Below are 18630 nucleotides of genomic sequence, written 5' to 3'. Positions count from 1 at the left end.
CCTCCTTTATTTTGTTAAATAACTCATAAAAGCAGTTGCGATTCCAAAATAAATCAAAATGCTTATGATATCATTTATAGTCGTAATGAATGGACCTGACGCTACCGCAGGGTCGATTTTCAGCCGATGCATAAGCAAAGGGACCAACGAACCAGCCAGTGTGGCAATGATAAGTGTAATAAAGATCGAGATTCCGACAAGAGCGCCGAGATAAAATTCTCCATGCCAGAAATAAACGACAAAGGTTACTAATATTCCGCATATTGCTCCAGTGATCAACCCGGTGCCAGCTTCCCTGACAATAATATGCCACTTACTTTCTTTCTCAAGGTCACCTGTAGCAATCCCCCTCACGGCAACCGCTAGTGCCTGGGTACCCGTATTGCCTGCCATTCCCGCAATAAGCGGTATAAAAACCGCCAGGATTGAGACCTTATTAAGCGTCTCCTCAAACCTTCCAATCAGGCTCGCTGTGAACATCCCCAGGAACAGCAGGATGATCAGCCATGGCAAGCGCTTTTTGGCTGCAGAAAATGGATTCCGGTCCATTGTATCAAGATCGGCGATCCCGGCCAATTTGGAATAGTCATCAGATGCTTCTTCTTCCATAACATCGATGATATCATCGACGGTGATGATACCTAGCAGGTGATTTTGAAAATCTACAACCGGCAAAGCAAGGAAATTATAGTCCCTCATCATGCGCGCGACTTCCTCTTGGTCCTCACCCACAGATACGGAGACTACACGTTCATTCATAATTTCGGAAATCATTGTATCGTCATCGGCCACGATTAGGTCACGCAGGGAAATGACACCTGCTAACCGCTTCTCATCGTCAATCACAAACAAGTAATAAATCGTTTCTGCTTGAGGAGCTTCGTTTTTAAGAATATACATAGCGGACCTGACCGTCTGGTTGGCAGAAATCGCAATGAATTCTGTTGTCATGATACTGCCGGCTGTGTACTCTTCGTAATGAAGCAAATCTTTTATTTCCTGTGCCGCGTCCTCATCCATAATGGTTAAATAGCTGGCCACCTGATCCTTGTCAAGCTCATTAAGGACATCGACTGCATCATCAGCATACATATTTGATAGCATGTCAGCGGCATAATTCGGATTCATTTGCGCCAGCACGTCTTTAAAATCTTCGTCATCTGCTTCTAAGTTCTCAAAGAGCTCAGCCATCTCTTCAGGTGAAAGGAAATGATAAACCTTCGTGCGGGTATCATCATCCAATTCACCAAAGAATGCAGCCTGATCATAAGGGTGCAGCTCCAGAAATTCATCTCGGAAATCATCAATTTTTTCAGAGTAAAGTGCTTCCATCAGCAGTTCAGTGTTAATTTGCTGCTTTGATGCTGATTCTTGTCGTTCCTCAGCCATCCACCTTACCCCCTTTCTTATTCAGTACATTTCATTATACTAGCATTTCTCGATTTCTTTGTCTTTTATAAGCCTCTTCTCTAAACTATTTTGCTTTGTATCAATCATCACTATTTTTTTGATCCATGGATTCTTTTGAAAAGTGCCGAACACTAATTCGGATTTAAATAAAAAAGTATTTTACTTAATTGTTCTCACTTTAACATTCCCTTTAATAAGCAGTAATCTTACAGCTTGCAATATTTTTGTCAGAATAAGAACTCACCTTGTAAAACTCAATTGTAAAAAGTACTATTCTTTTTGCGAGTCTACGGAAACAATAAGGATAAAATATCGCGAGAGGAGCTGGCTAATGAAACTGGATATTGTTGGGGATATACACGGCTGTTATCCTGAGTTTGAACATCTCACAAGGGAATTGGGTTATGGCTGGAATTCGGGAATACCCATTCACCCAGAAGGACGGAAGCTTGCTTTTGTTGGAGATTTGACAGACAGAGGACCGGAATCCTTGAAGGTCTCCGAGATTGTCTGGAAGCTGGTTATTCAGCACAGCCTTGCTTATTATGTGCCTGGAAACCATTGCAACAAGCTGTATCGGTTCTTGCTTGGGAATATAGTACAGATAACTCACGGTCTCGAAACTACTGTAGCTGAATTTACGTCTTTGAGTGAAAAAGAACAAAGTTCTTTTCGCAAGATGTTTCTTGAATTATATGATTCCTCACCTTTATATCATGTTCTCGATGAAGGCCGTTTGGTGATCGCACATGCCGGTATTCGGGAAGATTATATTGGCAAAAATAATTCGAAGGTTAAGACCTTTGTCCTCTACGGGGATATCACTGGCCAAACGAATCCCGATGGTACCCCTGTCAGGCGCGACTGGGCAAAAAAATATCAAGGGAAAGCGACTGTTGTCTATGGTCATACTCCAGTCAAGCAGCCAAGAATTATCAATAATACGTTTAACATTGATACAGGGGCCGTTTTCGGCGGACTCCTTACCGCATTAAGATACCCAGAGATGGCAATTGTTTCGGTTCCTTCTTCCATGCCTTTTGCAGCAGAAAAATTTCGTGAGGTAGAATAAATACCCATAATGTAAAAAAGCTAACCATGAAAAGAAATGGTTAGCTTTTCTTCTTTATGCTTATTTTTTTCCGATGAACATCTGCGTCCAGTAATTCCCATTTCCTGTGTGACCAACACCAATGTGGGTGAAATTTGGGCTTAGAATATTTTTCCTGTGACCCTCACTGTTCATCCAAGCGTTGACCACTTCTTCAGCACTTGGCTGACCCATAGCAATGTTTTCACCTGCAGAGCTGTATGATACACCGAAATCCCTCATCATATCGAAAGGCGACCCATAAGTAGGACTAGTGTGCGAAAAATAATTTTTCGCCTGCATATCATCCGACTTTTTCTGAGCAACATTACTTAATGCAGTGTCTGGCTGAAGATTTTGCAGGCCATTTTTCCTGCGCTGCTCATTTGTTAAATCAATAACTCTCGACTCAAATGCACTGATTTCTGTTCCACTTGGTGTTGGAGCTGCTTTCTGCTGTGGCGCTGCCTCCTGGTTTGGAGTTGGTGCTGCCCCTTGCTCAGTTGGCGCAGTTCCTTCGTTTGGTGCTTGCAATGGACCTTGATCAGGATTCGGCGTTATTCCTAAATCAGGTGCTTGTCGAGTTCCAGTAGGCGGCTGCAATAACGACTGGTCCTGTGATAATGGTTGATTCGCAAGTTGGTGTTGCCCGTCTTCGTAAGTCATCCTTCCCTGTCTGTTCATTTCTGTATGCGGGTACCTTGTGCTAGGTATTCCTGTGCTGTATGAATTCGGGTCTACTGTTAAATACCCATTCGGCATCTGCAATATTTCGCTTGTACCATTCCCACCGTTTTGATTTGGCTTTCTAACAGCGCTCGTCTCCCTCCTGCCGTTCTGCCCTCTCAAACTTTTCGTATCATTGTCCCAGTAACCTGTACCATTGTTATTCATGGTAGTCATTTTGTTGTCTCTTAAATCCAGTGCTTCATCATTATTGTTATTACATGCAGACAGACCTAAAAGCATTATGGCCGATACAGCAATTAATTTTCCATGTTTATAGATGTTCAATTGATTTTTCCTCCCTGAGATTTCATTTACTACTTCTATATCATTTGAAATTCCAGGGGAAATATAGAATGAAATATCTGTGAAAAACATGGGATTAATTACATAAAAAAGACAAACCATATTGCGGTTTGCCTTTTAGAGCATTTTTTTCATATCAACAGGAAGATTTGACGTTAAATGCATTTCTTTCTGTAAAATGGGATGTAAAAATTTAATTTCCCTGCAGTGGAGTGCTTGTCTTTCGATCAAATTTCTTTTTCCTCCATAAAGACTGTCACCAAGGAGGGGATGACCTATATGTGCCATATGGACCCTGATTTGATGGGTTCGTCCCGTCAAGAGCCGAAGACGGATATGAGTGAATTCATCATACCTATGAAGGACTTCATATAAAGTACAGGCATATTGCCCATCCGGATGAACTTCACGTTCAATGATGCTGTCACTTTTTCTGGCAATCGGCTTTTCAATCCGCCCTTCATCCAGAACGACCCTGCCTTCGGCAAATGCTTCATAGGTACGTTTTACATCGCCTGCCCGCTGCTGCTTACTGAACAAATGATGAATATGGCTGTGCTTAGCAATCAAAACTAGGCCAGATGTATCCCTGTCGAGCCTTGTGACAATGTGGGTGGTTGCGGCGATTCCGTTCTTCTCATAATAACCAATGAGTGCATTTGCAAGGCTGCCGGCTGGATGTTCTCTGGATGGAATTGTATTCATTTCTGCCGGTTTATTTACAATCAGGATAAATTCATCCTCGTAGACAATGGAAAGCGGGAAATCTTCTCCCTTCAGTCCAATTGAAGGAACCTCGACAGGAAAAAATACTCGGACAACATCATCGCAATTAAGCTTATACCTGACATTCACCTCTTGGGCGTTTACCGATATAAACCCGCCTTTGAACTTAATATCTGTAAGTGCCGCCCTTGAAACTTCCTTTTCTTTAAGAAATTCCTTTAGCAATTTACCTTGGTCTGGAGCTTCTGCTGTCCATTCAAGGCTGAAGTTATTCGCCATATCGGCTGCTCCATTCTCCATTTATATTCATTTTGCTTCATTACATCTAATTGCTGTCAGATATAAACGAATCGCTGACACGCTTCCAAAATGGAAAAGGTCTGAATCTTGCAAAGCGGATTTTTTCATCTGCCACTCGGAACTGGATTGATTTTACATCCTTGTGAAGGAGCGTCAAATGGTCTACTGTCACCTGGAAATCTGGTCTGTTAACTGGTTTAAGTGTGCATGTATGATGGTCTGGCAAGATTAATGGAGATCCTACAGTCCTGAATACCCTGTTATTGATGGAAGCCATCTCGGCAACCTGAATCGCGCGCAGTGAGGGATGCAGAATTGCCCCGCCTAATGCTTTGTTGTATGCAGTACTACCGGATGGTGTTGATACGCAAAGCCCATCGCCTCGAAAGCGTTCAAAGTGCTGTCCCCTGATCTCAACATCCATGACCAGTGTACCTTCCACGGATTTAACTGTTGATTCATTCAGCGCCAGATATCTAGTTTCCCTGCCGCCATGCTGGTACCTGATGATTACCTCAAGCAAGGGATATTCGATCACCTGGTAAGGAGTTTTCGCTACCGCGATCACCAATTTCTCTATTTCTTCAGGAACCCAGTCAGCATAAAAACCTAGATGCCCTGTATGTACTCCGATAAAAGCTGTTTTATCCAGTCTGCTGCTGTAACGATGGAACGCGTACAATAGTGTGCCGTCGCCTCCAACCGAGATGCAAATATCTGGCTGGTCTTCATCATAAATAAGATCAAAGTCTAAAAGATAGGTCCTCATTTTATGCATCAATGTATTTGACCGGGAATCCCCTTTTGAAGTAATCGCAAATTTCATAAGTCCAAACACCCCCGCATATCGGTTTTAATCTATTTCTTCCCATCCTGCTGAATTTCTTTTTTCCTTGTAAAGAAAGCCTGTGCTTCCTGGATTTCTCCCCTGATCGTTGACATTTCTTCATCAAGGCGGAACGCTGCTTCTGCGGCGCGTTGCAGCCTGATTTTAATATCTTCGGGAAAAAGTCCTTTGTACTTATAGTTCAAGGAATGCTCAACAGTTGCCCAGAAATTCATCGCAAGTGTGCGAATTTGGATTTCTGCAAGAATTTTTCTTTCTCCTCTGATTGTCTGTACCGGATATCGGATCACCACATGGTAGGAACGGTAGCCGCTTGCTTTTTTATGAGATATGTAATCCCGCTCCTCGACAATTTCAAAGTCATTCCTGATCCTTAAGAGTTCAACTACCGTTTTAATGTCATCAACGAATTGGCACATAATTCTCAGACCAGCAATATCCTGCATTTCCGTTTCAAGCTTTTCTAATGAAATTCTTTTTTGGTTGGCTTTATCGAGGATACTTGCAATAGGCTTTACCCTTCCTGTGACAAATTCAATCGGGGAATGGTCGGATTGCAATTCATATTGGCTTCTTATGCCTTTTAACTTAATTTTCAATTCTTCAACAGCGTGTTTATATGGCTCTAAAAATTGATCCCAGTGTTTCACATCAGTCACCTCATCCGGTTCTATTCACGAAAGCCTAAGCGGAGGGTGCGGCAAAAACCTGTTCCACTTTCGCGACCATTTCCTCTCCATAATTGCTATTCCCTTTAATATTCGAGATTAAATATTCCATTTCCTCGCTGAATCCTTGTAATTTAAGCTTATGGCCGCTTGCGGCAAGATTAGCTTTCATCCCGCTGACAAGGCCTTCATGGATCACATTCCAGGTTTCATATGGAATTGAGATATATTGATATCCTTCATCCTTTTCAACGATATAAATAAAAGATAATTGATCAGAGTCAACTAGCATTTGCCCTGTTGCTGTTAAATCAGCAATTTTTGCTTTTGAATCAGTGCTGAGCATCAGCTCATTATTTTCAATAATTGCATTGGTAATCATAATTCTTTCGCTCATTTTTTCAACCTCCATAATCTTTTTTATTTTATCATATAGAGGCAATTTCTACTAAGGATTGAAGCGAAAGCTGATAAACGAGATAATAAGAACAATAAATTTCGAAAGGGCGGGACAAAGTGAGCCAGAATATTGAAATAGAATTTAAAAATATGCTGACGAATGACGAATTCCTTCGGCTAATAAAGCACTTCAACATAGATCTGACAAAATTTAAAAAGCAGGTTAACCATTATTTCGATACCCCATCCTTTTCATTGAAAGCCAAAGGCTCTGCATTAAGGATCAGAGAAAAAGATACTCAATTTGAAATGACGTTGAAACAGCCTGCTGAACAAGGATTGCTTGAGACCAATCAATTTCTTGAACCAGCGCAGGCTGAATATATATTAAAAACAGGAAAAATTCTTGAAGGTGAAGTGCAGGACGCAATTACCAATATAATTGACGATGCAGATTCCCTGGAGTACTTCGGCTCATTGACCACCGACCGTGCAGAATTTGATTACAAGGGCGGACTGCTTGTACTAGACCATAGTTACTATTTAAATACAGAGGATTATGAGCTAGAATATGAAGTAACGGATGAAAGTGAAGGCTTTAAGATTTTCTCAGAATTGCTTGATGAACTTAACATCCCTGTGAGAACGACCGATAATAAAATTAAAAGGTTTTACAACCGAAAGCGGGAAGGCTTATAACCCAAGTGGCTAAGCCTTGGAGCTAGTAGGTAATCATCAATTATAATAAGTTTTATTAATATACAATCTTTTAAAAGAGTAAAACCAGGCAGGAGAATTGATCATGAACGTTGACCAGTTAAAAGTCACGCTTGAATTACAAGCACTACAGAACTTCAGCAGCACTACTGCCCCATCCGGCAACACTCTGTTCCAGGAAATGCTGACTGGGCTTCTTACAGAAGAAAATGATGCCCTAGGCGCAACGGCAGCTCGTTTAGAAGATTTATTCGGCAGTACGGAAACTGCAGTCAACTCCTTTGGTATGAATAAAGTAAGTATCGGGCAAATGCTTCCGCCTATTCAGCTAACCAAACTGTCTGGGAAGAATGATAATTTTGATGAAATAGTTGATCAAGCTGCGGCTGCGTTCAATCTTCCTGCCAAGCTGATCAAGTCTGTGATACAAAAGGAATCGAATTTCAACCCGAATGCCATCAGCACAGCAGGTGCATCAGGGTTAATGCAGCTGATGCCGGGAACTGCCAGAAGCCTGGGGGTAAAAAATATCTTTGACCCAGCGGAAAATATTCTTGCTGGCAGTAAATACTTGCGCCAAATGATGGACAAGTACGACAATAACGTAGAGCTTGCTCTTGCCGCATATAATGCAGGCCCTGGAAATGTCGATAAATATGGCGGCATTCCCCCTTTTAAAGAAACTCAAAATTACGTGAAAAAAATAACCAGCACTTACTATGGATGATATTCCCATCGCATTCGGCCGTCTGTCAGTGGTAACAGACGGCCTTTTTGTGTACATTAGTAAAGCGGATACACTGTAAAAAAAACTGATTACAAGGCTATTTGTTTGAGATATAAATATAGCATTGCTACAATAAATAGCATAACTATGGAAGCTGAATGAAATTTCCAAAATCTATTTTAAAGGAGTTATCAATATGGTTGAGAATAAGACCTTACCATTCGAAGCCATTGGCGAAGGAACACTTCACCGGCTGGTCGACACTTTTTACCACCGGGTAGGAATGCATCCTGATCTTGCTCCTATATTCCCTGATGATCTTTCTGAAACTGCACGCAAGCAGAAGCAGTTTTTGACACAATATTTAGGGGGGCCGCCTTTATATACAAGCGAGCATGGCCACCCAATGCTCCGCGCTAGGCACCTGCCTTTTGAAGTAACACCTAAACGGGCAAACGCCTGGCTTGCGTGCATGAACGAAGCGATGGATGAAGTGGGGCTTGAGGGGACAGTCAGGGAGGATTTTTACGCACGCCTATACCTTACTGCCCAGCACATGATCAATACACCAGATGACGAGACCGGTGAAAGCACATGAAACTCAACAGAGAGAATCTATTGAGCTATGATCCCTCAGAGTTTTGCTCTGGATTGGATAAGAAGCCACTCGAAATATATATGTTCGTTGATCCTCTTTGCCCTGAATGCTGGGCTCTTGAACCAATCATCAAAAAGCTGCAAATTGAATACGGAAAGTATTTTTCCATCCGTCATATTTTGAGCGGCAGGCTTGCCACTCTGAACATGGGCAGGAAGAAACGTTACGAAACAATTGCAGAGCTCTGGGAAAAAACAGCAAGCAGAACAGGAATGAGCTGTGACGGGAACTTGTGGTTTGAGAATCCAGTATCATCCCCATACTTAGCATCAATCGCCATTAAGTCAGCTGAGCTTCAAGGAAAGAAGAAGGGCATTGGATTTTTGCGTAAGCTTCAGGAAGTATTATTTTTAGAAAAACAAAATGTCTCCAATTTTGACGTGTTGAAGAACTGCGCACGCAATGTTGGTCTTGACGTGGAAGAGTTCGTGACTGATATCCATTCAGAGACTGCCGCAAAGGCATTTCAATGTGATTTAAAGATAACGAATGAAATGGATGTTCAGGAAATCCCTACTCTTGTCTTTTTCAATTCGAATATTGAAGAGGAAGGCATTAAAATTACCGGGCTATATCCGTATGAGGTATACGTCCAGATTTTAGAGGAAATGCTGTCTGAAAAGCCAGAACCAGCTCAGCCTCCATCACTTGAAACTTTTTTAAAGCAATACAAAATGGTGGCCTCAAAGGAAGTAGCTGTTGTTTACGATCTGACAGTAGCCCAAGCGGAGAAGGAAATGAAAAAGCTTCTGCTCAAGCAGAAAGTCGAACAAATCCCAGCTAAATACGGAATGTTTTGGAGATACCAGGAGCAGGAAGGTTAACCGTGCATTAGACTGCACGGTTATTTTTATGTAGGCAGCTGAATGCTTTTTAATTCAATCCTTCAAGCCATACAACCGGAAAAAGGCCTTGCAGCTCTCCAACTGCAAGGCCTTTCTCTATATTATACGAACAAAGGGGATGGGAGAAATTTTTCACGGTCAAACAAAGGGGTAAATGTTTGCTTGTGATCAACTTCACGATATTAATATACCATACCCCTTTCCCTATCTCAAGAAACTTGTGTGTTATTTCACAATATTGTCAAATACGATTCATGATTCACTTGAAAATGGCATACATATTAACAAACAGCTGATCTTTCGGAGGAAAGTATTATGGATAAATTCGTATTTTCTCTTATCACATTTTTCATTCTTTTTTCTTTTATCCTCCATATTGGAGGCCTGATGCATATCATCCCTTTGTATTTCACTTCTCCCCTCCTCTTTTTCTCATTATTTATATTACTGCTGTATTTGAATAATCGTAAAAGTTTTAAGGGATTTTAGCTGAAACAAAACCGGCTGTATTGCTACGGCCGGTTTTGTTATTTTAGGAAAGCATTTTTTCCATTTCATTTAATTTTTCTTCAAACACTTTTAGTGCTTCTTCTATTGGCTTTGAGCTAGTCATATCGACACCAGCCTTTTTCAGAACTTCGATTGGGTAATCAGAGCTTCCTGCCTTTAAGAAATCGATATAGCGTTCAACTGCCGGCTGCCCTTCTTCAAGGATCTGTTTGCTTAAAGCGGTGGCAGCACTGAAACCTGTAGCGTATTGATAAACGTAATAGTTGTAATAGAAGTGCGGAATCCTTGACCATTCAAGACCGATTTCTTCATCAATCTCAATGTCCTCATCTCCAAAGTACTTCTTATTTAGCTCATAGTAATCCTTTGTCAGGGAGTCAGCAGTCAATGCTTCGTTGTTCTGTGCCTTCTTGTGAATCATATGCTCAAATTCGGCAAACATTGTCTGTCTGAACACAGTCCCTCTGAAGCCTTCAAGGTAATGATTCAGCAAGTACAGACGTTTCTGCTCATCATCGATTGTTTTGAGCATATAGTCGTTAAGCAAAGCTTCATTGCACGTAGACGCTACCTCGGCAACAAAGATGGAGTAGCTGCCGTATGGATATGGCTGCGTCTTCCTTGTGTAATAGCTATGGACTGAATGGCCAAATTCATGTGCTAACGTGAATAGATTATTTACATTATCTTGCCAGTTCATAAGGATATACGGATTTGTTCCATAAGCACCCGATGAATATGCTCCGCTGCGCTTTCCCTTGTTTTCATACACATCAACCCAGCGATTTTCGAATCCTTCTTTCAGGACATTATTATATTCTTCACCTAGAGGAGCCAATCCCTTTAACACGTAATCCTTTGCTTCTGCATATGGAATTTCCATCTTCACGTTCTTGACAAGCGGGGTGAAAAGATCGTACATATGAAGCTTCTCCAGACCAAGAACCTTGCGGCGTAGCTTTACATATCGGTGCAACAGATGCAGATTGTCATTTACAGTGTTTACAAGGTTTTCATAAACACTTTCAGGAATATTATTTGCAGCAAGTGCAGCATGCCTTGCAGAATCATACTTACGAACCCTAGCATTAAAGTTGTCCTTCTTAATATTGCCGCTTAACGTGCTTGCAAAAGTATTTTTGAAGCTTCCGTATGTCTTATATACTGCCTTGAATGCATCCTCACGAACCCTGCGGTCCTCACTTTCGAGGAAACGGATATAGCGGCCGTGAGTGATTTCTACTTCTTCCCCATTCTCATCCTTAATGGAAGGGAACTCAAGATCAGCATTATTAAGCATTCCGAAAGTATTAGATGGTGAGCTCATTACTTCTGATGCTTCAGCAAGCAGTGCTTCTTGTTCAGCAGATAATACGTGCGGACGCTGAAGGTTGATTTCCTCTAAAGCATGCTCATAAAGTTTCAATTCCTCTTTTTCAGCAAGGAAGCTTTTAATTTTTTGTTCGTCTACAGCCAGGATTTCAGGAACAATGAAAGCCAGCGCACTTCCTGCCTGTGAGTATAAGTTCTTGATCCGGTCATCAAAACCCTGGTAAAAAGAGTTCGTAGTATCCTGGTCATATCGCATATGTGCATATGTATACAACCTTCCTAATCTTTCAATTAGCTTATCCTGCAATTGTAGAGCATTGTAAAGCTGGTCCGCACTTTCAGCTAATTTACCCTGGTATTCCTGAACTCCTGGAAGCAGGCTTTTCACTTCATTAAACTCTTTTTCCCACACTTCGTCATTTGCAAAAATATCCTCAAGTCTCCACGTATCCTCAGTGGCTACTTCATTCCTTGGCGGCAATTTCTTTACTGCAGATTCATTCGACATTTAGATCCTCCTAACAACATTTCGGAATTCGAAAAACTTTTCTAATATCATAAATTCGCTAAAGATTGTTCTTTTCCTTCTTGAGAATGAAAATATGATACAAAGTTTTCTGATTTCTATTTACCCAATTCTTAACTTCCTTATTTTACGCAGGTGACGAACTTTTCATGTTACATGAAACCAAAATCCTAAAAAACACATTTTTATATGGCTCTTTTAACCTCGGATGGGTCCAAGCACGAAGAAAATGTGATAAACACTTTGTAAGTTTCTCGCTCCTTCCCTTCAAATAAACAGAATTTCTAAAAACAATCATTGCCCTTTAACACAGCCTGCTGTAAAAAAGGAGCTTCAATACTATTTCCATACCTTTTGTAAAAATAGGCTTCGTTCGCGGTTTGCTGATCAATGGAATCGAAAATTTTCATCTCTCTATTTAGCTTGTATAAAGAATCACTTATTTGGGTTAAAACTGAAATTTTAGTAAGGAGCTGTATATATTCAGAAAGCACCCGAGAATAATTACCTTTTCCGGCCACTGGAAGGCTCCTCCACTTAATTTGCCCGCGTTTCAAGCGGTTGTTAAAAGCATTGTTAACCTTCGCCAAGCTAATAAGATCGCCTTTTTTTAAATACCGAAATATATCAAGGTAGAGATAAGTCTGCCAGATTAGTGCCGGGGTTTCAATATAAGGAGCTGAAAAAACAGGAAGCCCAATTTCAGAAGGGAGACTCAGGAGATTAAGATGGTTGCGGTATAGTTCCTGGAGAAAATGATTTTGATAGGAACCGGGATACATTAGATAACGCGACTTGAATTTTTGCAGTTCAGATTGCCAGGAATCAATAAAGGGATAGCTTTTACTAATAGGGCTTATCAGATGATTTACTGAAACTTTATCGATAGAATGTATTTCAAGCTGGGTGATTGTCTTTCGTGAGGAAATAGGGATGGCACCATTCAGGTCAATGAATTGGCCTGATAACGGACAATAAGCAGGGATATTCCAGTTTTGGCGAGGACACCGGATGAATAAATAAAGGAAATTGTTTATGGACACTGCTTTTGTTCCAGTTCGCTTAACAAGATTGCCCGCAGCAATCCAGATTGGGATATAACCATTTTCAAAATACCTTGCTGTTCTTTTGATGAAATTCTCTTCTGGAATAATAGAACACTGGTATTCAATCACGTACTTCTTCCCCTGCCAGTCGAATGCAATGTCGGGTTTTTGTCTTACTGATGGATCAAATTTCTCAAGCTCTGCATTGATTCCCTGCTTTTTCAGCCAGTTATAAAGCTGAAGCTTCCCTGCAAGATGATAGTTGGACTCTCTTTCATACTGGTGTTCGCAACTGCTGCCAGAGTGATGAGAAAAATGCCAGATCTTTTTGTTGCCAAGCTTTAATATAACTTCCTCTTTGCACTCTGGACAATGGAATTTTTCCTTGGATCTTAAGGCGATTAACTCCTTTTTGTCCCATTGATCCCCCATGGACAGCCTTGCTCCATTTTTTCTATTTGCTACTAGCACATTAATTGCGCCTCCTTTCTCCTTTTACATTCGATAAAACAACTTAAAATCCTCTTTTTTGAAAAAGGCTCTTTTCGTAAACTTTGTTACTTTCCCAACGAAAGAAAAAACCGGCATCTGGGTTATTATAAGTTTTAATGTGAATTTAGTTCAGACGTTTCCTTGGAAAGAGACTTGCTCTCTTAAAAAATGCGGCTGCAAGTCTCTGTTCAAAAGCAATCATTTCTAAAACAGCAAAAAAAACAGACCCGGAATTTATCCGAATCTGCTACAGCATTGGCGACAACAGTCTAGATGTAGATTCAAGCAGCCTGTAGCCGATATGGCGTTTATTAAAATCATCTAATTCGATTTCATTGGAATCCACTAGATCGTTTTCATATTCCTTCACAAGCTTCTCGGTACTGGATGTTTTATAGAGGAATGCATTGACTTCGAAATTCAAATGGAAGCTTCTCATGTCCATATTTGAGGTGCCAATTGAAGCTAGTTGGCCATCTACAATGACAATTTTACTATGCATAAAACCTTTATTGTATTCATAAATCTTCACGCCAGCCTCGAGCAATTCCGGAAAATATGATCTGGATGCAAAGAAAACGATTCTTTTATCTGGCCGCTGTGGAACCAACAGCCTGACATCCAGCCCGCTGAGAGCGGCAACCTTAATGGCTGAGAAAATGTCTTCATCAGGAATAAAGTAAGGGGATGCAATCCATACGGATTTATCTGCAGATGAGATCATTGAGAAGAAAATGTTTTTAATGACACTCCATTCATTATCAGGACCACCGGCAATCAATTGAACTCCACCGTGGGTATTCCTCTCAAGAGTAGGCGATAGATATTCCGGTGTTAACAGACTATTGTTTGTCATATAAAACCAGTCCTGTAAAAAGATGAGCTGCAGGCTGCGCACAGCCTCTCCGCTCACGATCATATGTGTGTCCCGCCAAAATCCAAACCCCTTGTCCCTTCCGAGATATTCATCCCCGATATTCAGTCCGCCAACGAAACCAATAGACCCATCTATGACAATGATTTTCCGATGGTTCCTGAAATTGAATTTACTATTTAAAAACGGAAGCCGAACTGGCCCGAATTCGACCATTTCTACTCCGGCATCAATCAAATCTTTCACATATTTCTTTGAAAGCTGCCATGAACCGACAGAGTCATATAGAAAGCGGACATTTACGCCTTGCTTGGCTTTCTCAATCAATACTTCCTTTATTTCTTCACCGATTTGGTCATGACGGACAATGTAATATTCCATATGAATATGGTGGGTAGCCTTTTTTAAATGTTCAAGGATAGAACTGAAGGTTTCGTCACCATTGGTCAGCACTTTGGTAGAGGTAGAAAACGAAATTGGGCTGTTCCCAAGCTTCTGTGCAAGCGTGAATAACCTTCGATGATCCTCTTCCATCTCCTGCATCCTCATTTCATTTGCCCTTTCCGCTTCTCCTTCAATTTTTAGGAATGTTTGTTTATCGAGAAAGTACTTTTTTCGGAACATTTTTTCTTTCCGATAATTACGGCCGAATAATAAATAAAAAATAAATCCTACGAGCGGAAAGCCGCCAAGCACAATCAGCCAGGTTAATGTTTGGGATGGATGGCGATTTTCAAGGAAAATGACAAAGCTTATAAATATTACTGTGAGCGTCATGAAAATACTTATATACCCTAAGTAAGACGCGTCCATTTTTTCGTAAAAAATATAATATACTCCTGCAAGCAATGTGATAAATAATAAAATACGGACTGTGTTCTTCATGGTATTCACCTGTATTCTCTTGATTTCCCCGCAACTTAGTGCACTTACCGACAATATGCGAAGACTCTGGATATATATACGGTTCTATTAATGAAATGGATTCAAAGAAAGTATAATCGACTATAATCATGGATGACGACTGTAAGCTGCTATTTCGATGGCAACTTTGGCTTCCATCCGAAATGCTTTCGAGCTCCGTGCTTATTTCCAGGATGTTTTTAGGCGTCAAATCTATGTTGATATCTGCCTATGTAATTTTTCTAGAAAGTTAATAACACTAGGATTTATTATGGTACCATTTTATCAAAAAAACCGATTTCATTTCTGAAATCGGCTTTCTGTTTAACTGAAATGCTTCCTTATCACATTAAATACATCTTCTCCGATAATCTTGTTACCATATTCCTCGAGGCGATGGATCGTAACATTCGATTCAAGACCGTATTCGAGAAGAACACTCAACATATTATCAATTTCCTCTTCGTCAGAAAAATCCTGTTCAGGAAATTCAATGTATAAATAATACTTGTCAGAAAGACTAAACAAGCTCGTTTTTATTTTATCGATTCCCGGCCTTTTTGACAGGGCTATGATGTCTTCTAAATCTTTGAAATGAAGCATGAATTCAAGATCGTCCTCAAAGTCAACATCCTCATCATCAATATCTTTTGAATTGAATTGATGATCCAATAATTCTTCGATTCGTTCATCAACAGGCAGATCCTTAAGCTTATCATTTGGAAGCGGAAGCTCAAATTTGTGGCCTTCTTTAGATAGCTGTGCTTTTGTAACTAGCACTTCTAGTCCTTTTTCAAGAGCTTGGACCTGAATCCATAAAGGGCCTTCAACCGCAAATTCTTCCTCTGCATGAACTTCATCCATCATTTCCCAGAAAAGTTCTTCACTGCGATCGCGGTTATACCAGATTTCTTCCCGGTCAAATCCACGCTCCTCTATATCCATGTATGAAATATAAAACTTAACCGTATTTTCATTAATACGTTCGATTTCCATTCGCTTTCTCTCCCTTCCAGGCAAAGATTTGAAGGGACTAAATACCCCCAAAAAGCTGTTGGTCTTTATCTTTTACCCTTAATAAATAAGTCTAAATCACCTTGTTTTTATAAAGGGAAGGTAAATAGAAATAACGTTCTTGTACTCTTATTTTATGTTATATTAAGCCAATTTGGAAACAAAATATACACCCATTTTTATAAAAGGCTAATATCTCATTAAACTAAAGTATTCTTTACATTTTATCAGAAATATGCTTGGATTTCAATTTAACAGCTTGCTCCCTTTGATTGATCTGTCTTTATCCAACCACTTCTCAAGCACCTATTTAACTTAAAATGTATTATGAATGCACACTGAAAATCACTCTTGATCTCAACACACAAAAAATATTTTAAAAAATCCCAATTTGATAATTTACACATTTCTAAGCAACAAAAAAAGCCCCCCAAAAGGGAGACTTTGTATTAATTGACTAGTCGCTGGGCTTCTCTTAACTGGAAAGTACGTACTTTCCTCGGAAGGAATCTGCGTATTTCATCTTCATTATATCCAACTTGCAGGCGCTTTTCATCAATGATGATTGGACGGCGCAGCAATCCTGGATTTTCTTTAATAAGTTCAAACAATTCTTGAAGAGGCATCGTTTCCAAATTCACATCAAGCTTTTGGAAAGTCTTTGAACGAGTCGAAATAATTTCATCCGTCCCATCTTCAGTCATTCGAAGAATTTCTTTTATTTCATCAATAGATAAAGGCTCTGAAAAAATGTTTCTTTCCGAATATGGAATCTCATGTTCTTCAAGCCATGATTTTGCTTTTCTGCAAGAGGTACAACTTGGTGAAGTGTATAAAGTGACCATTGGTAATTCACACTCCCTTTGATTTACTTATATTTGCGTTATTTAAGCTAGAAAATTCTTAAATAATAATAAGTATAATTTTATAATTCATATAGAATATTATACACCAAGGATTCAATAAAAGGTATCCCTTTTAAAAAAATATTCCGGGTAATTATGTAAGGATTCTAGCCTTATATATATATAACGAACTTAAATGAAAAAAGTTTCATTAAATTTATATTTTTTTCATCACCCTTCATATTGCTATCTATAAAGATATTCGTATTATTCTAGCTGATTTTGTCGGTTATAATTAATTTATTTATATTTACCCTTTCCCATAGAAGCTAAACATTATTTTTTAAAAAATTATATTCTCAATTGGACAACCTAAAATGAAAACGCATCCATATTTGATACACATGGATGCGTCTAATTATACTGTCTTTTTTAAACGCTACATTTCACTTTCCTGAATTTATCTTTCGATTCAATTCGAAAAAAGTACAATTTACAAAATACACCCAGAATCCATAAAAGCTTTACCTAAATATCCTGCAACAAATCATTGCGCTTTTCTTCCAGTGTCAATACTTCATCGACTGGCTGATATGACTCTCCATAAAACTTTTTATCTTTATATGTGTGAATCATATTGTAAGTCTTTTTCATTGCTTCGTACACTAGCTCTTCAGGAGCGTGATCAGGTGCCCAATATAGAATTTCCATTTCATTGATCTGCTTTGTTGCCAGTGAACGTCTTCGGTATCCAATCGTACGGGCATGTTCGAATCCTTCCCGTTTGTAAAAGCGCAATCGTTTTTCAGTATCTGTGTCATCATAATTAACTGGCTCTACCTCAAGAATGATTGGTTTGCCTTTTTCCTTAAGCTTTTCGATCAGCTTATGACCTAGCCCCTGACCTCTTGTATCCTTAGAAACAAATAGATAATCAATGAAGACAAAGTCGTCTGTTTCGACATACATCAATACATGTCCAGGACCTTCATCTTTATGGTAAATCTCCGGACGTTCCTTTAAAAGTGTTTCCATATGCTCTTTTGATTTCATTTCTTCAATTGGGAAATATTGATTTAATTTTTCATACCAGTGCATGGCTTATCTCCTTTTCGATTTTTTTCATCCTGATAAGCACCCAGCTTTTCTTATATAATCATGATCAAGATAGTACTAATATTTTTTCTTGATAAAGTTCTTTTAATACACCAACAATTCTTTTAAAATAAAGATGAGTGGGGATCATGAATCATATATTCACATTTCATGAAAATGATCTGTGTAAAAAAAGGTGGAGGTTTATCATGGGCGATTACATAATGGACTTAACGATCGTTACTGTGCTTGTAGTGGGAATTACCGCAACAATTGGTGTTATTACCAATGGAATTGGCACAAGATTTTTCGGAGGAAAAAACAGGTCTGAATTTGTCGACCAGTCAGCCCGGATGCAAACAGGCTGGAAAAACGTTGGCGGCGGCAAAAAGTAACTCGTTACCCTGGTTTTATTATACATTATCCATATTACAATAATCTAATGATAAGAAAAGGCCTTAAATGAGAAACTCATTTAAGGCCTTTTTCATTTGGCTCTATTAACAAGGCTGTTGATTTACGTTCCAGGCGCTTCGCTTTCCGTGGGGCTTGCGCTGAGCCCGCAGGACACTGA

General features: G+C 39.7%; 18 protein-coding genes. 6 read left to right on the top strand and 12 right to left on the bottom strand.

Annotation, left to right across the window (positions count from 1 at the left end; genetic code table 11):
- Nucleotides 1–6: 6 nt before the first annotated feature.
- Complete coding sequence (mgtE, locus tag V7201_RS11040; RefSeq protein WP_335376881.1) at nt 7–1332, bottom strand: magnesium transporter; 1326 nt, start codon at nt 1330–1332, stop codon at nt 7–9.
- 409 nt (nt 1333–1741) lie between these two features.
- Between mgtE and prpE the strand changes: the two genes are divergently transcribed.
- Entirely contained in the window at nt 1742–2482 is a 741-nt protein-coding gene (gene prpE / locus V7201_RS11035; protein ID WP_335376784.1) for a bis(5'-nucleosyl)-tetraphosphatase PrpE, read from the top strand.
- A gap of 60 nt (nt 2483–2542) precedes the next feature.
- Here prpE and V7201_RS11030 read toward each other — a convergent pair whose 3' ends face one another.
- The 5 genes from V7201_RS11030 to V7201_RS11010 form a co-directional block, all read right to left on the bottom strand.
- Nucleotides 2543–3514, bottom strand: coding sequence for a CAP domain-containing protein (locus V7201_RS11030; RefSeq protein WP_335376783.1), 972 nt, complete (start codon nt 3512–3514; stop codon nt 2543–2545).
- Nucleotides 3515–3649: 135 nt separating this feature from the next.
- On the bottom strand, nt 3650–4537 hold the full coding sequence (locus tag V7201_RS11025; protein ID WP_335376782.1) for an RluA family pseudouridine synthase: 888 nt from the start codon (nt 4535–4537) through the stop codon (nt 3650–3652).
- A gap of 46 nt (nt 4538–4583) precedes the next feature.
- Nucleotides 4584–5384 carry an NAD kinase gene (locus V7201_RS11020; protein WP_335376781.1) on the bottom strand — a complete coding sequence of 267 codons (801 nt, stop codon included), beginning with the start codon at nt 5382–5384 and terminating at the stop codon, nt 4584–4586.
- Nucleotides 5385–5416: 32 nt separating this feature from the next.
- Entirely contained in the window at nt 5417–6055 is a 639-nt protein-coding gene (locus V7201_RS11015) for a GTP pyrophosphokinase (RefSeq protein ID WP_335376780.1), read from the bottom strand.
- A gap of 34 nt (nt 6056–6089) precedes the next feature.
- Nucleotides 6090–6470, bottom strand: a complete 381-nt coding sequence (locus V7201_RS11010; protein ID WP_335376779.1) for a hypothetical protein — start codon at nt 6468–6470, stop codon at nt 6090–6092.
- Nucleotides 6471–6589: 119 nt separating this feature from the next.
- On the opposite strand from V7201_RS11010, the gene V7201_RS11005 reads away from it, so the two are divergent.
- The 4 genes from V7201_RS11005 to V7201_RS10990 all read left to right on the top strand — a co-directional run bounded on the left by V7201_RS11005 (nt 6590) and on the right by V7201_RS10990 (nt 9398).
- On the top strand, nt 6590–7171 hold the full coding sequence (locus V7201_RS11005; RefSeq protein WP_335376778.1) for a CYTH domain-containing protein: 582 nt from the start codon (nt 6590–6592) through the stop codon (nt 7169–7171).
- Between the two features lie 103 nt (nt 7172–7274).
- Nucleotides 7275–7916: a lytic transglycosylase domain-containing protein gene (locus V7201_RS11000; protein WP_335376777.1), complete on the top strand. Its 642-nt coding sequence runs from the start codon at nt 7275–7277 to the stop codon at nt 7914–7916.
- Nucleotides 7917–8112: 196 nt separating this feature from the next.
- Entirely contained in the window at nt 8113–8514 is a 402-nt protein-coding gene (locus V7201_RS10995) for a globin (protein ID WP_335376776.1), read from the top strand.
- On the top strand, nt 8511–9398 hold the full coding sequence (locus tag V7201_RS10990) for a ClpXP adapter SpxH family protein (protein ID WP_335376775.1): 888 nt from the start codon (nt 8511–8513) through the stop codon (nt 9396–9398). Before V7201_RS10995 ends, V7201_RS10990 begins: the two co-directional genes overlap by 4 nt.
- Nucleotides 9399–9951: 553 nt before the next feature.
- Here the strand turns inward: V7201_RS10990 and pepF are convergent.
- From pepF to V7201_RS10960, 6 genes are all read right to left on the bottom strand, one after another.
- Entirely contained in the window at nt 9952–11769 is a 1818-nt protein-coding gene (gene pepF / locus V7201_RS10985) for an oligoendopeptidase F (RefSeq protein ID WP_335376774.1), read from the bottom strand.
- Between the two features lie 302 nt (nt 11770–12071).
- The gene (locus V7201_RS10980; protein ID WP_335376773.1) at nt 12072–13304 is read right to left on the bottom strand and encodes a competence protein CoiA; all 1233 of its coding nucleotides are present in this window, start codon (nt 13302–13304) and stop codon (nt 12072–12074) included.
- A 268-nt stretch (nt 13305–13572) separates the two neighbouring features.
- Nucleotides 13573–15084: a cardiolipin synthase gene (gene cls / locus V7201_RS10975; protein ID WP_335376772.1), complete on the bottom strand. Its 1512-nt coding sequence runs from the start codon at nt 15082–15084 to the stop codon at nt 13573–13575.
- Nucleotides 15085–15426: 342 nt separating this feature from the next.
- The gene (gene mecA, locus V7201_RS10970) at nt 15427–16098 is read right to left on the bottom strand and encodes an adaptor protein MecA (RefSeq protein WP_335376771.1); all 672 of its coding nucleotides are present in this window, start codon (nt 16096–16098) and stop codon (nt 15427–15429) included.
- Between the two features lie 467 nt (nt 16099–16565).
- Nucleotides 16566–16961 (bottom strand): transcriptional regulator SpxA, encoded by a 396-nt coding sequence (spxA, locus tag V7201_RS10965; RefSeq protein ID WP_335376770.1) that lies wholly within the window; start codon nt 16959–16961, stop codon nt 16566–16568.
- A gap of 528 nt (nt 16962–17489) precedes the next feature.
- Complete coding sequence (locus V7201_RS10960; RefSeq protein ID WP_335376769.1) at nt 17490–18059, bottom strand: GNAT family N-acetyltransferase; 570 nt, start codon at nt 18057–18059, stop codon at nt 17490–17492.
- 206 nt (nt 18060–18265) lie between these two features.
- On the opposite strand from V7201_RS10960, the gene V7201_RS10955 reads away from it, so the two are divergent.
- Nucleotides 18266–18451: a hypothetical protein gene (locus V7201_RS10955; RefSeq protein ID WP_335376768.1), complete on the top strand. Its 186-nt coding sequence runs from the start codon at nt 18266–18268 to the stop codon at nt 18449–18451.
- Nucleotides 18452–18630: the final 179 nt, after the last annotated feature.

The organism is Bacillus sp. JJ1122 (assembly GCF_036964885.1).
Lineage (GTDB): Bacteria > Bacillota > Bacilli > Bacillales > Cytobacillaceae > Mesobacillus.
This window is presented reverse-complemented; position numbering and strand designations above follow the sequence as displayed.

What these genes read in the sequence shown, in the direction of transcription:
- mgtE (WP_335376881.1), bottom strand. Translation starts at nt 1,332, where the DNA reads ATGGAAGCACTTTACTCTGAAAAAATTGATGATTTCCGAGATGAATTT.
- prpE (WP_335376784.1), top strand. Translation starts at nt 1,742, where the DNA reads ATGAAACTGGATATTGTTGGGGATATACACGGCTGTTATCCTGAGTTT.
- V7201_RS11025 (WP_335376782.1), bottom strand. Translation starts at nt 4,537, where the DNA reads ATGGCGAATAACTTCAGCCTTGAATGGACAGCAGAAGCTCCAGACCAA.
- V7201_RS11020 (WP_335376781.1), bottom strand. Translation starts at nt 5,384, where the DNA reads ATGAAATTTGCGATTACTTCAAAAGGGGATTCCCGGTCAAATACATTG.
- V7201_RS11010 (WP_335376779.1), bottom strand. Translation starts at nt 6,470, where the DNA reads ATGAGCGAAAGAATTATGATTACCAATGCAATTATTGAAAATAATGAG.
- V7201_RS11000 (WP_335376777.1), top strand. Translation starts at nt 7,275, where the DNA reads ATGAACGTTGACCAGTTAAAAGTCACGCTTGAATTACAAGCACTACAG.
- V7201_RS10995 (WP_335376776.1), top strand. Translation starts at nt 8,113, where the DNA reads ATGGTTGAGAATAAGACCTTACCATTCGAAGCCATTGGCGAAGGAACA.
- V7201_RS10990 (WP_335376775.1), top strand. Translation starts at nt 8,511, where the DNA reads ATGAAACTCAACAGAGAGAATCTATTGAGCTATGATCCCTCAGAGTTT.
- pepF (WP_335376774.1), bottom strand. Translation starts at nt 11,769, where the DNA reads ATGTCGAATGAATCTGCAGTAAAGAAATTGCCGCCAAGGAATGAAGTA.
- cls (WP_335376772.1), bottom strand. Translation starts at nt 15,084, where the DNA reads ATGAAGAACACAGTCCGTATTTTATTATTTATCACATTGCTTGCAGGA.
- mecA (WP_335376771.1), bottom strand. Translation starts at nt 16,098, where the DNA reads ATGGAAATCGAACGTATTAATGAAAATACGGTTAAGTTTTATATTTCA.
- spxA (WP_335376770.1), bottom strand. Translation starts at nt 16,961, where the DNA reads ATGGTCACTTTATACACTTCACCAAGTTGTACCTCTTGCAGAAAAGCA.
- V7201_RS10960 (WP_335376769.1), bottom strand. Translation starts at nt 18,059, where the DNA reads ATGCACTGGTATGAAAAATTAAATCAATATTTCCCAATTGAAGAAATG.
- V7201_RS10955 (WP_335376768.1), top strand. Translation starts at nt 18,266, where the DNA reads ATGGGCGATTACATAATGGACTTAACGATCGTTACTGTGCTTGTAGTG.